A 16,343-nucleotide genomic window follows, 5' to 3' on the forward strand; every position below is an offset into this window, starting at 1 on the left:
ACATATTTATCAGAAGGCAGTAAGGCATGACGACCACAAGCAGTGTTCAGGTAATTGCTCCACAGACACTAAGCACCATGACGTTTCCGCTTCATGGTGCGCGTTTAATTGAAGCATCGGCGGGTACAGGTAAAACATTTACCATCGCTGGCTTGTACTTACGCCTACTGCTCGGACACGGCACGGCAGCACCACAAGATGAGCTTACAGAAGCTACCCGACATCACGAGCCTCTCACTGTAGATCAAATCCTAGTCGTGACTTTTACCGAAGCAGCAACCGCAGAATTGCGTGACCGTATCCGTGCTCGAATCCATGATGCTCGCATTGCGTTTTCTCGCGGGCAAAGTGACGACCCAGTGATTGCTCCTTTGCTGCAAGAGATCGAAGACCATGCTGGCGCTGCGAAAACACTGCTCAATGCCGAAAGGCAAATGGACGAAGCTGCGGTCTACACCATTCACGGCTTCTGTCAGCGTATGTTGACTCAAAATGCCTTCGAGTCTGGCAGCCGATTTGATAATGAATTTGTGACTGATGAAAGCCATCTCAAAGCGCAAGTGGTTGCCGACTATTGGCGTAAGCAGTTTTACCCGTTGCCTATTCAGCTAGCTGGCGAAGTGCGTAATATCTGGGGTTCACCGGCTGCATTATTAGCAGACGTCAATCGTTATCTGACGGGCTCTCCATTGAAGCTAACCGTTGACGCGATGTCGGGTGATTTGCAAACTCTACACAACCAGAACCTAGATAAAGTGAAGCAGCTCAAAGCGCTGTGGTGTGAGTCTGAAGCGGACTTTTTGGCTTTGATCTCAGGTTCAGATGTGAACAAACGCAGTTACACCAAGAAGTCTCTGCCGACATGGCTAGAGGCTGTGACGGCATGGGCGCAGAGCGACACTCATGATTATCAATATCCAGACAAGTTAGAAAAATTCTCTCAAGCTACGTTAATCGAAAAAACACCGAAAGGTACTGCGCCTCAGCACGCTGTTTTCGAAGCAATTGAGGATTTCTTAAATAACCCAGCTGATTTGAAAGCTCCGTTATTGGCGCATGCGATTACTCACTGTCGAACTATGCTCGCTAAGGCAAAACAGCAGAGGCAGTGGTTATCATTTGATGATCTACTGACTCAGTTATCTGCGTCGATTGATGTCGATGAGCAGTCACTGCTAGTGGAAAGAATTCGCACTTTATACCCGGTAGCGATGATCGATGAATTCCAAGATACCGACCCGCTTCAATACAGTATTTTTAGCCGAATCTATCTCGATAATCCGCAGTGCGGCTTGTTTATGATCGGTGACCCGAAGCAGGCGATTTACGGCTTCCGTGGCGCAGATATCTTTACCTATATCAAAGCGAGAAACCAAGTCAGTGCTCACTACACCTTAGGCACTAACTGGCGTTCAAGTGCTGATATGGTGAGTGCAGTAAACCAAGTGTTTATGAACTCGGATAGCCCGTTTATCTACGACCAAGACATTCCATTTTTGCCTGTTGCAGCCAGTCCATCTGCCGATAAGCGCCAATGGGTATTGAATGGTGAAACTCAGCATGCACTCACGTTCTGGTTACAGGAGGCTGAAGAAAAGCCCTTACCAAAGGGCGAATATCACAAAGCAATGGCAGAGGCGACGGCGAGTCAAATTCAAACCATTCTGACCGCTTCTCAAAACCAACAAGCCTATTTTGATAACGGCAAAAAACAACATGCCGTGAATGCGGGCGATATTGCTGTCTTGGTTAGAACCGGCAGTGAAGGTCGTCTGATCAAGAATGCACTCTCTGAACAAGGCATTGCAAGTGTGTATTTGTCTAACCGAGACAGTGTATTCACTAGCTTGGTTGCGCAAGATATTCAACGCTTGCTACAAGCGGTGCTGACACCTGAAAACGACCGTGCATTGCGCGCGAGTCTAGCCTCCGAGTTGTTTGCTCTCGATGCCGCATCATTGGATGAACTCAATAACGATGAAGTGGTGTGGGAAAACGTGGTTAATGAGTTTCGAGAGTATCGTAAGTTGTGGCTACAGCGTGGCGTGTTACCAATGCTGCGCAGCGTGATTAGCAAGCGACATCTCGCGGAACGCTTGCTGGAAGAAGAAAATGGTGAGCGCTCACTCACTGATTTGATGCACATAGGTGAATTGCTGCAGCAGGCAAGACAAGAGCTCGACAGCGACTACGGCTTGTTACGTTGGTTGGCAGAAGCGATTTCCGATGCTCAAAATGGTTTAGGCGGCAGCGAAGACGACATTCAGCGTCTTGAATCAGAGAGAAACTTGGTTCAAATCGTTACCATTCACAAGTCGAAAGGTTTGGAATATGACTTAGTATTCTTGCCATTTGTTGCGAGTTACCGAGAGGCGAGCGAAGGCAAATTCTACGACCATGATTCAGACACCACAGTACTGGATATCACAGGTAGTGACACTGCCTTAGCTCAAGCCGATAAAGAGCGACTAGCGGAAGACTTGCGTTTGATTTATGTAGCGCTGACTCGTGCGGTTTATGGCTGTTTCATTGGTATGGCGCCACTGCGTAAAGGGCGTTCAACTAAAGAGCCGACTGGTGTTCATTTAAGTGCGATGGGTTATTTGGTTCAAAACGGTCAAGAGCAAGGTATTGCCGAATTGCATCAGGCTCTTGCAGCCATTGAGAGTAAGAACTCAAGTGTCCTGCTAGCCGAAACACCAACCGCGCATGAGCAAGTGTTTGTACAAACAGAGCAAGTGAGTGAAGACTTACATGCTAATGAACTCAAGGCTTCAATCGACAGGGCTTGGCGTATCACCAGTTATTCAGGGCTTGTAAAGCAAGGCAGTCACGGTGCAAGTCATGACGCGACCATTGAGGTGTCTGGCTTTGATATTGACTCGGCTGATGAGCAGGATGAGTCTGAGTTGATTGAACCTGAACGCTCTATTTTTACGTTCCCTCGTGGTGCTCGCCCGGGTACTTTCTTACACACCTTGTTTGAGGAGGTTGAATTTACCGGGCCAGCAACCAGCGAACACAACACGCAAGTAATCACTCACTTATTAGAATCAGAGCAATACGAATTAGAGTGGCTACCTGTGCTTCAACAACTGGTTGATACGGTGCTGAACACCGCATTGGATGGCAAGAACTTAAAACTAAGCGAGAAAGATTCGACACAACGCTTAGTTGAGATGGAGTTCTTATTACCTATCGAAGTGTTGGCTGCACCTGAACTGAATCAAACCATTCAATATCATGATCCGTTATCGGCTAAAGCGGGCGACTTAGGTTTTCAAACCGTGCAAGGTATGCTGAAAGGCTTCATCGATTTGGTGTTCGAGCATCAAGGTAAATACTATGTACTCGATTGGAAATCGAATCATTTAGGTGATGATGTTGCCGTCTACCATGGTGAAGCATTGAAATCGGCGATGGCGGACCATCGCTATGATTTGCAATATCAGATCTATGCATTGGCGTTGCACCGTTTCTTACGTAGTCGTGTTGCCAATTACAGCTACGAGCAACATTTTGGCGGCGTGTACTACTTGTTCCTACGAGGAATGGATGGCCAATCTCAACAAGGTATTTTCTCAGCGAAACCAACACTGGCTTTACTTGATGAAATGGATCAATTGATTGACGGTAAAGTGATAGACAGACGTTCAGCACAATTGAATGACGATGAAACTGGACAGATGGGGCTTTTATAATGACAACAACGACCACTAATACCAGCATAGATACTGCGAACACAGCAAAGCCAGTTTCACTTATTCCTGAGCAACTCATGGATGTACTCAAGTTTCTTGCGGATAAGGGTTCTATTCGTCAGTTGGATTATCAATTTGCTCGTTTTATTGCTCAGCAAGCTACGAGTTACTCTCAAGAGATCGGCTTTCTTGCCGGGGTAGTGAGCCATGAATTAGGCAAAGGACACATTTGTACTCAGCTGATACATCAGCATACGACAGGCCACGAACAAACGGCAGATCTAGCTCAGTTACTTGGGTTGTACGGTGAAACGGCTCTGCAATTGAATCAAAAGTTGTTAGGTATTGATTGGTTGGCGGTACTGCAATCGTCCAATTTAGTTGGATCAACCAATGACTGTGTTAAGCCGCTGATGTTTGACGGGCAGCGTGTCTACTTACAGCGTTACTGGAACTACGAGGTGGTGCTGGCAGACACGTTAAACCGTTTAAGTAAGCCAGTAGAGTTTAATATTGAACAGAAAAAGGCGCTGACGGAAACACTCAATCAGCTCTTCGCACGTAGTTATCATTTTCTGTTTAACGCCTTAGCCAAGGCTGAAGCAAATCAGCAGACGTCTCAGGTACTGCGTCAACAGCTGGTGTGTGATCATCTTGATATTGTCGATGAGCAATCTCTGAATTGGGGGGCAATTGACCAAGCGATCGTCCAAGCTAAGCAGGTAGCAGACTTAGATGTTTTAGACAGCTTGGTACCGTTATCGGCATGCTTGAATTGGCAAAAAGTGGCAGCAGCAGTAGCTCTCAGTCGTCGCTTTGCGGTGATTTCTGGCGGACCGGGTACCGGTAAAACGACCACGGTAACCAAGTTATTGTCGGCGATGGTCGAGCAATCACTAAGCCAAGGTAAAACACCAACGATTAAGCTCGTTGCACCAACGGGTAAAGCGGCGGCGCGTTTAACTGAATCAATTGGTAAAGCGATTGAGCAACTGCCTTTAGCGCCTGAAGTAAAAGCTAACATACCAACGGAATCGAGCACTTTGCACCGATTACTTGGCGCTATTCCCAACCGTGCTGAGTTTAGACACAATCGACGTAATCCACTTCACCTGGATATCTTGGTGGTGGATGAAGCGTCGATGGTTGATCTGTCGATGATGTATAAGCTAGTGGATGCACTTCCTGCACACGCAAGGCTTATCTTATTGGGAGATAAAGACCAACTGGCTTCAGTTGAAGCAGGCGCAGTGTTAGGTGATATCTGCTCATTTAATTCAGCAGGCTATAGCAGTGCTCAAGGCAACTTGATTGCGGAGATGACAGGCTTTGATGCGATAGCCAATTCACAGCAGGTAAAAGCGGGAGTCGTTAATCCTCCTGCCATTGCAGACAGCTTATGTATGCTACAGAAGAGTTACCGTTTCGATGCGCGCTCTGGTATTGGTCAGTTGGCAAAAGCAATCAATAACGGCTCAGCGAATCAAGTAGACCAAGTGTTTGCCAAAGGTTTTGGCGATATCGAAAATCATCCTTTATCGAGCGACAGCTATAACTTGATGCTGCGTACCTTGGTTAATGAGTATGGTGCGTATCTCAATCGAATGAATGTGCCATTGGAAGAGCTAGAAACTCAAGAAGCGAGAGCCAAATCGGTACTCGATTTGTTCAGCCAATGCCGACTACTGTGCTCTATTCGTGAAGGTGATTTTGGTGTTAATGGCCTCAACCACAGAATTGAAAGAGCGCTTGCCGCAAGGCGTTTAGTGAATCCACATAATGATGAATTGTGGTATCACGGGCGACCAGTGATGGTAACGCGTAACGATCATGGCTTGGGTTTATATAATGGTGATATTGGTATCTGCATGCTTGAGTCGGATTCAAGCCAACCTGACTCAACCCCTCGTTTGAAGGTATATTTTGAATTACCTGATGGCAGTGTGAAAGCTGTACTACCAAGTCGAGTGCCTGAGCATGAAACGGCTTATGCGATGACAATTCATAAATCTCAAGGTAGTGAATTTGATTTGACCTTAATGATTCTGCCACCAGATTTCAGCCCAATCTTGACTCGAGAGCTTATCTACACGGGGATTACGCGTGCGAAGAAACGACTGATGATGTTCAGTGATACGAGTGTATTGAAGCGTGGGATTAAAGTGAAAACAGAGCGAGTGAGTGGTTTAGGAAGTCGCTTAACCAACTAGAGATAATTGAGGCATATGTACAAAGCAACCATCCCTGGTTACTTTGAGCGTACTAGGAATCAGTGCCTAAAAACGCTCGAGTAAACGATATGTGGTTTATCTTGTATTTTGCTTGGCAATTCAAAATAAACTCTTTTAGATTTTCGCTCACAGGGAACACGCAGTGAACGTCTAGCCCTTCTAAGAATTGGTTATCAGCCATATCCCAAAAACTTTGCAGCGAGTTACAAACAATGGTTCTCATATCAATGTTGCTCTTTTTGCTGTTTATATCAACGACCAGAGCATCAATCGCCTGCTGATCGTTAACGGGTATAGCAATCCGTGCAGTAACCACTTCGATTCGCTCAAATGATTTGTGTCATAGGGCGGTTGAGGTGGTCATTCCAATAAAAACATTTGTTATTTTGTTAAAGCGACCAAATTCTAAACAATTTTGTTTGTGACTTAAAGTGCATACCTAATAAATCTCATATAGAAAACGATTACATTTGCAATTATTTTTCTTTTGAAGTGAGATTCTAGTCCAAAACTTTATTTACACATTTAACGCTAAGATTTTTGAGTTACGTTGATAGTTGTATAGGCCCTGTTTTTCCATCGGTAGCTCATCAACTCCAATCTCGTAAAACCCTTGTTCACGGAACCAATGCAGGCTGTGTGTGGTTAAAACGAAAATTTGGTCGATATCACGAGACTTCGATTGATGACGCATATAATCCAGTAATATTTGCCCGCGGTTGCCATCACGATAATCAGGATGGATAGCCACACAAGCCATCTCCGCCATATGATCTTCCGGGTATGCGTAGAGGGCTGCGCAACCGATAATCAGGCCATCTTTTTCAATAATGGTAAATCGGTGGATCTCTTGCTCTAGCTGTTCTCTAGAGCGGCGCACTAAGATGCCTTGCTCTTCAAGTGGGCGAATAAGGTCAAAGATGCCGCCAATGTCGTCAATCTGAGCTTGTCTTACTTGCTCGGCACTCGCCATCACCACTTGGGTTCCAATACCATCGAAAGAGAATAGCTCTTGGATCAGGGCGCCATCCACTTTGTAGCTGATTAAGTGGCAACGAGGTACGCCTGCACGACAAGCGGAAATTGCTCCTTTTAGGAAGCGCATAGTTCCGGTGCTCATGTCTTCAACTGGATTCTGATGCTCAGTTAAGCGTTCAAGAATATGTTTAGCATCTTTAGGAAACAGCTCGGCGAGCACATTGCCGTTTTGGTCTGTTACCCCTTGCTCAGAGCAGAAGCCAATGAGCTTATCGGCTTTCAAACGAATCGCTACTTGGGTAGCGACCTCTTCAGAGAGTAGGTTAAAGCTTTCGCCTGTAACGGAGCTGGCAATAGGGCCAAGCAACACGATAGAACCTTGGTCGAGCGTGCGATTAATCCCTTCAATATCGATTCGACGAATACGTCCGCTATGGCAATAGTCGGTGCCATCATCTACACCCAGTGGCTGTGCTGTAATGAAGTTGCCACTCATCACGTTAAGTTGAGTGCCCGCCATTGGCGTGTTGTTTAAGCTCATTGAAAGACGAGCGGTAATAGCTAGTTGAAGCTGTCCAGCAGCCTGCATAGCCACACCTAGAGCGTATTCATCGGTGACTCTAATGTTCTTATGATAGGGTGTGTGGCAATCTTGCTTTGCTAGCAGTTGGTTGATCTGTGGTCTTGCACCGTGAACGAGAACAATCTTTACTCCAAGACTGTGGAGCAGAGCGATGTCACTAATTATGTTGCCAAAGTTCTTATCGGCAACGGCTTCGCCTCCCAGCATTATGACCATGGTTTTGCCACGGTGTGCGTTAACATAGGGGGTTGATTGTCTAAAGCCTTTTACTAGCGCTGTACTTCTTAGTTTCACAGAACAAGTCCAATTTGTTTATTTATTCGATAATTTAGCATTTAAATTCAAACTTAAACAACATCTTTTTGGAATAAAGCGCAAACAATTCTCATCTAGGCTTCATTATATAAAGTGTCTCAGTGTAGAATGCGCACAGCATCTTCATGAGTAGTAACCGAATGCCACAAGCTTCAGCACAAAAGAATAAAATCGATGAGATTACTAAAGGCCTCTACAGTGAGGCTGAACAGCGCAATCAATCTCCATTGAAGCGCAAGATCATAGAGCGTTGCCTGATGGTGCTGGCTCTGGTCGGTTCGTTTGCTGTCGTATCACTTTATGGTGATGTCATTACTCGCTTGCAAGAGGCTGCAACGCCAAATCATTTACTGTATGGCACTTGGATTGAGCAAGATGTGGCTCATTATGCGACGGATGAGTTTGTGTTGAATGCCAATGGAGTGTCTGTCGCTGGATCTATTATCGCGACCAGTTTTGAATTTGACGGCAACTACTTCGAGTATAAAGCGGGAGATAAGACGTACCGCTTCCGAATGACCAATTCTGACAACACAGAAATGACGCTGGATTCAGAGAGTCATTACAATCCCGTCTTTCGTTTAAAAGGCCACACCGATAACTCCGTCCGATAGGTTATCTTCTTGTAAACTCTTACAAACTAAGATTGTGTTATCTGATCGTTTTTGTCATCCTCGATACATAGAATTTTTAGGATGACTCTTGTGATTAAAAAATGGCTTCCCCTTGTCGCTGCCTCTGTCTTATTTGGCTGTGCTCAACCTACCGATCTCGCTCAACAACATCTTGATGATGAATTTCCTCGCACCTTAAACAAGGTCGATCAGGTTGAATCCAATAAACCAAGAGACTACACCGCATTTGCTGAGCAGGCTGAAATGGTGGTGTCTAAATCTCCTTCGATGGCGAAAATCTACGAGCCGCTATACAAGCAACTTAATGAGTGGGCGATGCTAAGTGGTGACCCAAGTGAACTCGCAAACTTTGGTGTTCAAACAGCTCAACTTGGTGGTGGTGATAAGCAGGGCAATGTGCTTTTCACCGGTTATTTCTCTCCAGTAATGGAACTGCGCCATGAAGCGAATGAAGAGTACCGTTACCCGGTTTATGGCCTTCCTGAATGCGATAAAGAGTGTCCAACCCGTGAAGAGATCTACAATGGCGCCTTGGACGGTCAAGGACTTGAGCTTGGCTACGCTGATAATCGTATCGACCCGTTTATGATGGAAGTACAAGGCAGCGGTTTCGTGCATTTTGGTGATGACGATACCTTGCAGTATTTTGCTTACGCAGGAAAAAACAACAAAGCTTACGTGAGCATTGGCCGTGTGTTGATCGAGCGAGACTTGGTTCCCCGTGAAAAGATGTCGTTGAAGGCGATCAAAGAGTGGGTGTTGGCGAATGACCCCGAAGTCGTTAAAGAGCTGTTAGAACAAAACCCATCTTTCGTTTTCTTTGAAGCAAGAGATGACCTATCGGTAATGGGCAGCGCAGGAATCCCTCTACTACCAATGGCTGCAGTCGCAGGTGATCGCTCTATCTTGCCAATGGGAACACCGATTCTTGCAGAAGTACCGCTGCTAAATGCCGATGGTACTTGGAGCGGGGCACACCAACTAAGACTGTTACTGGTTCTAGATACGGGTGGTGCGGTTAAGCAAAACCACTTGGATCTTTACCATGGTATGGGGCCACGTGCAGGTACAGAAGCGGGTCACTACAAACATTTTGGTCGAGTGTGGAAATTGGGCTTAGATGGTAGCGCGACTGAAGCGCCTTGGGCTTTACCACCTGAAAAGGTCGAGTAAACGATAATAGAATAGGGCATTGAAAGCGAATCGCTAATCCCCTAGACTTTTTATTCAAGAGTGCGTATAAAACGCACTCTTTTCTTTTTCTCAGAAATAAATTGGCGGCAACAATGCGTGAATTGACCACTCCAGCTTCAGAAAACTATGACCAACGATTCGGTGGCACTCGTCGCCTGTATGGTAATAGTGAAGTCGACATACTTAGAGCGGCACATGTGTGTGTGGTCGGTATTGGTGGCGTTGGTTCATGGGCGGTTGAAGCGCTTGCTCGTACTGGCGTGGGTGAGCTGACATTGATCGATATGGATGATGTGTGTGTTACGAACATCAACCGTCAGATTCATGCAATGTCGGGCACGGTCGGTAAGAGTAAAATAGAAGTGATGGCCGAGCGCGTTAAGCTGATTAACCCTGAGTGTAAAGTCAACCTGATCGACGATTTCATTGGTCCTGACAATCAGGCTGAATACCTGTCGAAAGAGTTCGATTTTGTACTTGATGCGATCGATAGTATGAAGGCTAAGGCTTCGCTATTGGCGTATTGCCGCAGCAACAAAATCAAAGTGATCACCACTGGTGGTGCGGGTGGTCAAATCGACCCGACACAAATTAAAGTGTCCGACCTGACTAAAACGATTCAAGATCCATTGGCGAAGAAACTGAAGGATACGCTGCGTCGTCATCATAACTTCCCTAAGAATCCTGCGCGTAAGTTTGGCATCGATTGTGTGTTCTCGACCGAGCAGCTTAAATACCCACAAGCTGATGGTAGCGTATGCGCGGCGAAAGCGACAGCAGAAGGACCAAAACGTATGGATTGCGCGACCGGTTTTGGTGCTGCAACCGTGGTAACCGCGACTTTTGGCTTTGTTGCTGTTTCGCGTATTGTAGAAAAGATCATTCAAAAGCACAGTAAGTAATACGTTACTGTACGCCTAATAAGAATTTACTGGATATAAAAATGATGTCATTCCCGAGCTCTCCATTTGGCAAAGAAATTACTAGTGATGATATTGTCGCAAAAATGCAGGCTTTCAACGGTTGGGAAGACCGTTACCGTCAAGTAATTCAATGGGGTAAGAGACTGCCAGTAATGCCTGATGAACTGAAAAGTGAGCAGGTAGTGGTATCTGGTTGTGAGAGCCAAGTGTGGTTAGTTTCGCAGAACATCGACGGTGTTTGGTACTTTTGTGCCGACTCAGACGCACGTATTGTACGCGGACTTATTGCGTTAGTAATGGCGGCATATGACGGTAAAACATCAGAGCAAGTTCAAGCGTTTGATATCGATGGCTACTTCGACGAGATTGGCTTGATTACGCATTTGAGCCCTTCAAGAGGAAACGGACTTAAAGCGATTGTTGAGCAGATCAAGAATCTCGCTAGCTCGTAACTGTCCCAATACTTTTTCACAATAATGCTTTAAAGAGATTCCAGATACTTTGTTCCTCAGTTCTGGAATGACGATTTCTAACTGTATTTCGTCATTCCCTAAAGCGACGAAGGGGCATAATAAGGAATCTCGTTTGGATAGTATTGCTATTAGAGATTCCAGATACTTCGTTCCTCAGTTCTGAAATGACGAATTCTAACGGTGTTTCGTCATTCCCTAAAGCGACGAAGGAGCGTAATAGGGAATCTCGCCATCCCCTAAAGCATATCAACGGCTTTTTCTATCGCCGCTACGAGCTTTTCAACATCATCCATGTTGTTGTAAATACCAAATGAAATTCGAACCGTTCCTTTCACTCCAAGTGCATCCATCAATGGGTGTGCACAGTGGTGACCAGCGCGAACGGCAATACCTTGTTGGTCAAGTAACGTCGCAATATCTTGATGGTGAACGCCATCCATCACAAAAGTAATAACGCTCGAATTGGGCTTATAACCGAGTATTTGGATGTCGTCCAATTGACTGAGTGCTTGATAAGTTTTGTGTTGTAGCTGGTGGATATGATCTTCCACGTCTTGTTGTTCAAACTGATGTAACCACTCGATTGCTGAACTTAAAGCGATAGCACCTGCTACGTTTGGTGTGCCTGCTTCGAACTTACCAGGTAATTCAGAAAACGTGGTGCCAGAAAAAGAGACCCGTTCGACCATTTTGCCACCGCCATGCCATGGCGGCATCGCTTTGAGCAATTCAAGTTTGCCGTAAAGTACGCCAATCCCAGCTGGAGCATAGAGTTTGTGCCCTGAGAATACGTAGAAGTCTGCGCCCAAATTTGCAACATCCACAGGTTCATGAACGATACCTTGTGCGCCATCGACCACAACAATGGCATCCATCTTGTGGGCTTTTTCGATCACTTGCTCAATCGGTTGGCGAGAACCCGTCACATTGGTTATCTGAGCCAGAGCAACAATCTTGGTTCGCTTCGTTAACAGTGCATCAAAAGTGGTAAGATCAAACTCACAGTCAGATGTCATCGGGATTTTGATGACCTTAGCACCGGTTTGTTCTGCCACGATTTGCCAAGGGACGATGTTGGCGTGGTGCTCCATTTCGCTCACCAGAATTTCATCGCCGGGTTGAAGGGTGCTTCTAGCGTAAGTTTGAGCGATAAGGTTGAGTGCTTCGGTGGCACCGCGAGTCCAGATAATCTCTTTCGATGAGGCAGCGCCAATAAACTGAGCGACCTTGTCTCTAGCGGCTTCAAATTGGCTGGTGGCGTGCGCGGTTAAGCTGTGACTACCACGATGAACATTGGCATTCTGCTTGGAGTAATACTGGCTAATGGCATCAATAACTACCTGAGGTTTTTGTGTGGTTGCCGCGCTATCTAAGTAAATCAGTGGTTGCTGATTGATGGTTTGTGATAGCGCAGGGAACTGCTCTCGGATGTGATTGATATCAAGCATCTATTCTTACCTAAATCTTGGAAATTGGTGCCAGCGTTATGCTGAGCGGTATCATTATTTTATCGCGACTTATTGATTGGCGCAGGCTAATCTTGTTTTTTCCAGCTATTTTCTTGTTCTTTGACTTGTGTGAAGAGTGTTTGGTTAACGGGAACGTCGATTTGATGCCTATGTGCTGTCTTTAATAGAAAGCCAGTAATGAAATCTATCTCGGTCTTTCTTTGATAGAACATATCTTGTTTCATAGAGGAGTTATTCTTTGCCGTCGCTTGAATAACTTTGTTGACGTTAGTTTCTAATTCGTCGAACGAGCAACTAATGCCCTCTGCCTGCATAACTTGTGTCAGCTCTTCAAGGATCGCGATTAGAGTATTACCAAAGCGTGGTTTGGATAGGTCTCCATTCTTGATTTGCTCAAGGCCAGTTAGCGGGTTGATTGCGCAATTGATCGCGAGTTTGGTCCACAAAGCGGTATTTATTGCTGGGTTCCAGCTGACGTCAGGCAGTGCGTGATTAAGGACCTCGGTTAAGAAGGCGCATTTTTCCCCAGCTTGATTAAAAGCCCCTAACTGAGTTTGACCAGCACCGGTGTGAACCACATGATTACGATCGGGTTTGAATGCAGCTTGAGTGGTGGTCGCTAATATAACTGGATGAGTATTGATTTGATCAGCTATGGCATCGACAGCGCCCATGCCGTTGTGCATGAACATTAGGATCGTATCGGAGTCGATATGTTGAAGCAGTGGCGTGATAGCATCTTCGACTTGCCAAGCTTTTACAGTGAAGAGCACCAAATCGCTTTCTGAAAGCTTGTCTTTGTCGTTATTGCTGAAGGAAATCGAAGCTTGTTCGTCAAGAGATAGATCAACAGAAGGTTCAGAAGAACGACTCCACAAAGACACATTATGACCAGCTTGAAGCAGTTTTATTGCCCATAAAGCGCCAATCGCTCCGGGACCAACAATAGTGATGTTCACAGCAATACCGAGATAAGAAAGTGATGCTGCAAGGATAGCGAGGCATTAAATGAAAGCAATAAAAAATGGCACCCGAGGGTGCCATTTAGATAACTTTCTTAGAAGTTCGATTAGAACTTGTAAGTTACTGCAACGTAGTGACCGAAACCAGATGATTTCAGCGCATCGCTATCTTTGATACCGTAAACGTCTTTGTAGCCTTTAAGACCGTAACCAACTGCGAATTGGTCTGAGTGCCAGTAGATACCGTTGTACATTGCACCGCCGTTGCTAGCTGAAGCGTACTCATCTTTCATACCGAATTGGTAATCAATGTAACCTTGGTAAGAGATGAATGAACCGTTCTCGAAGAAGTAGAATGGCTTGAACCAGTTAGCAGAGATTTGGTAGCCGTTCCAATCTTTACGGTTACCATCGTAAGTTCCGTAAAGGTTAACGCCTACTTTACCAAACCAAGGAACCATTACGTCAGAACCTAGACCGATCTTCTGATTGTTTACTGAGAATGGGTTAGTTTTGTAATCTGTACCGTCCCACTCCATAAGAGTAGCAACGTATAGCTCTTGTACTGGACCGAAAGAAAGGTCTTTACCAGTTAGGCCATCAATAGACATACGAGGAGCAAACTTCATGAAGATTTTAGGATCCCCAACTTTGTCGCTGCCTTTGTCTGAAGTTAGGTTGAATACATCAACGTAACCGTATAGATCAAAGATTCCTGAACGACCGCCAAATTCCATCTCTAGGTAGTCATGAGATGATTCGCCAGGAAGCTCATCGAAAGCACCCATTAGGTTAAATTGAAGCCACTTGTAATCGTTTTTGTGGATGTCGCCGTCAGAATAATCTGCTGCCATTACTGGAGCAGAAGTCGCTGCAAGTAGGCCAAGAGTTAAAAGTGATTTACGCATAATGGAACTCTCTATGTTTGAAATAAGTAACCCGCTAATCCGTGCGTGTTTGTGTGTCCGAATGGCGAGCATCATAGCGATTTTGTTCTCAAATAAAAGTGAGAAGGAGTGAAAATTGCAATTATTAAGGTGAGATCGATCACACAAATGATCTAAATGATGGAACTTTAAGGCTGTTGTGCGTCTTGATGCATTCCTGATTCTATTGATTTTGTGAAATCTGATTATTTTGTGTATTAATTGGTGAATTGATGCTCTAAGCAAACGATTATACTAAATTGAGTGATATGCATATCAAAATCAACAGTATTCCTTTCTATGTGATTCTCTCCCTAAAAGCGGATAAATATCTCCTCATGTAAACCCACTTCCTGATCTATTTTTAATCAACTTCGTAGTGGTGGTGGAATCAATTGATGAGCAACCGGTGTGACGAGCGATAACCTTCGAGCTTTTGTGACTTGTTTCGATCACCGAGAATTTTAAGACGGTTCCCTACACGAAACACAGAGAGAGTGTGTTTTAAGATTTTTACTGAGCGTATCTTTTGTGTGACGAACCGGTCTAACTTTTTGGAGAGAAGACCGATGAAATATTCACCATTATTAGCTGTCGCTGTGTCAGCGATGTTTATTGTTGGGTGTGATGATGACGATGAGCCTACAACGCAGCTCCAAGCCGTTCATGCATCCCCCGATGCCCCATTAGCTAACGTACTTATAGACAACCAATCTCTGTGGAGTAGCGTTGATTACGCGCAGGCCTCTGGTTACTCGGCGGTTAATCAGGGGCAGACATCTGTTCAAGTCGATGTCCAACTTCCCGGAGACGCAGTAGCAACGGTTATCCCGCAAAGCCAATTCGATTTGACTGGGGATCTAGACTACACCGTTATGGTGGTAGGGGATGCCGATGGTTCCAACAATCCTGTCGAAGCCCTAGTGGTGACGCGACCAGCTGAGGGCACAGCAACGAGTTCAACGTTAGATGTACAAGTCGTTCATGCTGCCACGGGTGTTGGCGATGTAAACCTGTATGTGACAGGGCCGAGCGATCCATTGGGTGCTCCACTCGGTACCCTAGGCTATAAAGACTTTACCGATGTTCTTAATATTCCAGCAGGTCAATACCGTGTGAGACTGGAAACAGTTAGTGGGAATGCTATCGCGTTTGATTCAGGGGAGATCACTCTACCCGCAGGTAGCGAATTGACGATTGCCGCTGTGCCGAGAGCTGATTCTAATAGCGCCTCACCTGTGAAGTTAATGGTTATGGACGGTAGTGGCTCCTCGTTAATCTACGACATGGCAGAGACGGCGGAAGTAAGAGTAGGGCATTTAGTTGATGGAGCGCCAACAGTCGACGTGTTCGTAAACTCAGCAGCATCAGCTGATTTTGCTGACCTTATGTTTAAAGACATCACTATGTTTAAAGATTTAGCTGTGGGTACTTATGATTTAGATATCTTTGCTGATGGCACGACGACTAACGCATTGATTGATGCGGATGGTGTCGCTGTATTTGCGGGGATGGATTACAGCATTTATGCCGTGGGGACAGTGAGTCCGCTAAATTTGGAGCCTTTAGTCGTTCCCGAAAACCGTCGTCCGGTGGCAACCAGCGCGGTGCTCAACATTATGCATGCTGCGGCTAATCCAATTGCGGCGTCTGTAGATATCTACTTAACAGAAAATGTAGGCATTGCTGGAAGTACACCAGCGCTGAGTGATGTGAAGTTTAAAGATTATGCGAATGGCATCTATGTTGCAGCAGGGTCTTACTTTGTGACCATTACTGTCGCGGGCCAACCGTCGGTTGTGGCAATTGACTCTGCTCCAGCAACCTTGGCTGATGGTGTAGTTTATCAAGTTGTGGCGATAGATGATTCAGCCGGTACTGGCTTCAAGCTTATCGTGAGTGACACAACAGACTAGCGCTTACGAAACCAAAGTAACAAAGTAAAAGAGGGTA

The 16,343-nt window shown here is 45.5% G+C and carries 12 protein-coding genes; 7 read left to right on the forward strand and 5 right to left on the reverse strand.

From position 1 onward, the window contains the following. Nucleotides 1-26 precede the first annotated feature (26 nt). Together recB and recD are read left to right on the forward strand one after the other, a co-directional pair. On the forward strand, nt 27-3,701 hold the full coding sequence (gene recB, locus BTO10_RS09930; RefSeq protein ID WP_105024434.1) for an exodeoxyribonuclease V subunit beta: 3,675 nt from the start codon (nt 27-29) through the stop codon (nt 3,699-3,701). Beyond that, nucleotides 3,701-5,911 carry an exodeoxyribonuclease V subunit alpha gene (gene recD, locus BTO10_RS09935; protein ID WP_105024435.1) on the forward strand — a complete coding sequence of 737 codons (2,211 nt, stop codon included), beginning with the start codon at nt 3,701-3,703 and terminating at the stop codon, nt 5,909-5,911. The genes recB and recD overlap by 1 nt, the downstream gene beginning before the upstream one ends. A 52-nt stretch (nt 5,912-5,963) precedes the next feature. Here recD and BTO10_RS09940 read toward each other — a convergent pair whose 3' ends face one another. Next, entirely contained in the window at nt 5,964-6,155 is a 192-nt protein-coding gene (locus BTO10_RS09940) for a hypothetical protein (RefSeq protein ID WP_008223046.1), read from the reverse strand. Nucleotides 6,156-6,449: 294 nt separating this feature from the next. Beyond that, nucleotides 6,450-7,787, reverse strand: coding sequence for an amino-acid N-acetyltransferase (argA, locus tag BTO10_RS09945; RefSeq protein ID WP_105024436.1), 1,338 nt, complete (start codon nt 7,785-7,787; stop codon nt 6,450-6,452). 161 nt (nt 7,788-7,948) lie between these two features. Here argA and BTO10_RS09950 point away from each other — a divergent pair, with 161 nt between their 5' ends. From BTO10_RS09950 to csdE, 4 genes are all read left to right on the forward strand, one after another. Beyond that, nucleotides 7,949-8,422: a DUF2850 domain-containing protein gene (locus BTO10_RS09950; protein ID WP_004737604.1), complete on the forward strand. Its 474-nt coding sequence runs from the start codon at nt 7,949-7,951 to the stop codon at nt 8,420-8,422. An 81-nt stretch (nt 8,423-8,503) separates the two neighbouring features. Beyond that, complete coding sequence (mltA, locus tag BTO10_RS09955; RefSeq protein WP_105024437.1) at nt 8,504-9,616, forward strand: murein transglycosylase A; 1,113 nt, start codon at nt 8,504-8,506, stop codon at nt 9,614-9,616. Nucleotides 9,617-9,729: 113 nt separating this feature from the next. Then, a complete protein-coding gene (tcdA, locus tag BTO10_RS09960; RefSeq protein WP_105024438.1) occupies nt 9,730-10,539 on the forward strand; it encodes a tRNA cyclic N6-threonylcarbamoyladenosine(37) synthase TcdA in 810 nt (269 codons plus the stop codon). 41 nt (nt 10,540-10,580) lie between these two features. Then, entirely contained in the window at nt 10,581-11,012 is a 432-nt protein-coding gene (gene csdE, locus BTO10_RS09965; RefSeq protein WP_105024439.1) for a cysteine desulfurase sulfur acceptor subunit CsdE, read from the forward strand. A 257-nt stretch (nt 11,013-11,269) separates the two neighbouring features. On the opposite strand, the gene csdA is transcribed toward csdE, so the two are convergent. The 3 genes from csdA to BTO10_RS09980 form a co-directional block, all read right to left on the reverse strand. Next, nucleotides 11,270-12,481: a cysteine desulfurase CsdA gene (gene csdA / locus BTO10_RS09970; protein ID WP_105024440.1), complete on the reverse strand. Its 1,212-nt coding sequence runs from the start codon at nt 12,479-12,481 to the stop codon at nt 11,270-11,272. Nucleotides 12,482-12,567: 86 nt separating this feature from the next. Next, entirely contained in the window at nt 12,568-13,461 is an 894-nt protein-coding gene (panE, locus tag BTO10_RS09975; protein WP_105024441.1) for a 2-dehydropantoate 2-reductase, read from the reverse strand. Between the two features lie 110 nt (nt 13,462-13,571). Then, nucleotides 13,572-14,372 (reverse strand): nucleoside-specific channel-forming Tsx family protein, encoded by an 801-nt coding sequence (locus BTO10_RS09980; RefSeq protein WP_004737610.1) that lies wholly within the window; start codon nt 14,370-14,372, stop codon nt 13,572-13,574. A 587-nt stretch (nt 14,373-14,959) separates the two neighbouring features. On the opposite strand from BTO10_RS09980, the gene BTO10_RS09985 reads away from it, so the two are divergent. Next, entirely contained in the window at nt 14,960-16,306 is a 1,347-nt protein-coding gene (locus BTO10_RS09985; RefSeq protein WP_105024442.1) for a DUF4397 domain-containing protein, read from the forward strand. Nucleotides 16,307-16,343 lie beyond the last annotated feature (37 nt).

Source organism: Vibrio chagasii, from assembly GCF_002954585.1.
Taxonomy (GTDB): Bacteria; Pseudomonadota; Gammaproteobacteria; order Enterobacterales; family Vibrionaceae; genus Vibrio; species Vibrio chagasii_A.

Excerpts from the sequence above, each read along its gene's own strand:
- csdA (WP_105024440.1), bottom strand. The coding sequence starts at position 12,481 with ATGCTTGATATCAATCACATCCGAGAGCAGTTCCCTGCGCTATCACAA.
- csdE (WP_105024439.1), top strand. The coding sequence starts at position 10,581 with ATGATGTCATTCCCGAGCTCTCCATTTGGCAAAGAAATTACTAGTGAT.
- recD (WP_105024435.1), top strand. The coding sequence starts at position 3,701 with ATGACAACAACGACCACTAATACCAGCATAGATACTGCGAACACAGCA.
- BTO10_RS09985 (WP_105024442.1), top strand. The coding sequence starts at position 14,960 with ATGAAATATTCACCATTATTAGCTGTCGCTGTGTCAGCGATGTTTATT.
- BTO10_RS09950 (WP_004737604.1), top strand. The coding sequence starts at position 7,949 with ATGCCACAAGCTTCAGCACAAAAGAATAAAATCGATGAGATTACTAAA.
- mltA (WP_105024437.1), top strand. The coding sequence starts at position 8,504 with ATGACTCTTGTGATTAAAAAATGGCTTCCCCTTGTCGCTGCCTCTGTC.
- recB (WP_105024434.1), top strand. The coding sequence starts at position 27 with ATGACGACCACAAGCAGTGTTCAGGTAATTGCTCCACAGACACTAAGC.
- BTO10_RS09980 (WP_004737610.1), bottom strand. The coding sequence starts at position 14,372 with ATGCGTAAATCACTTTTAACTCTTGGCCTACTTGCAGCGACTTCTGCT.
- tcdA (WP_105024438.1), top strand. The coding sequence starts at position 9,730 with ATGCGTGAATTGACCACTCCAGCTTCAGAAAACTATGACCAACGATTC.
- BTO10_RS09940 (WP_008223046.1), bottom strand. The coding sequence starts at position 6,155 with ATGAGAACCATTGTTTGTAACTCGCTGCAAAGTTTTTGGGATATGGCT.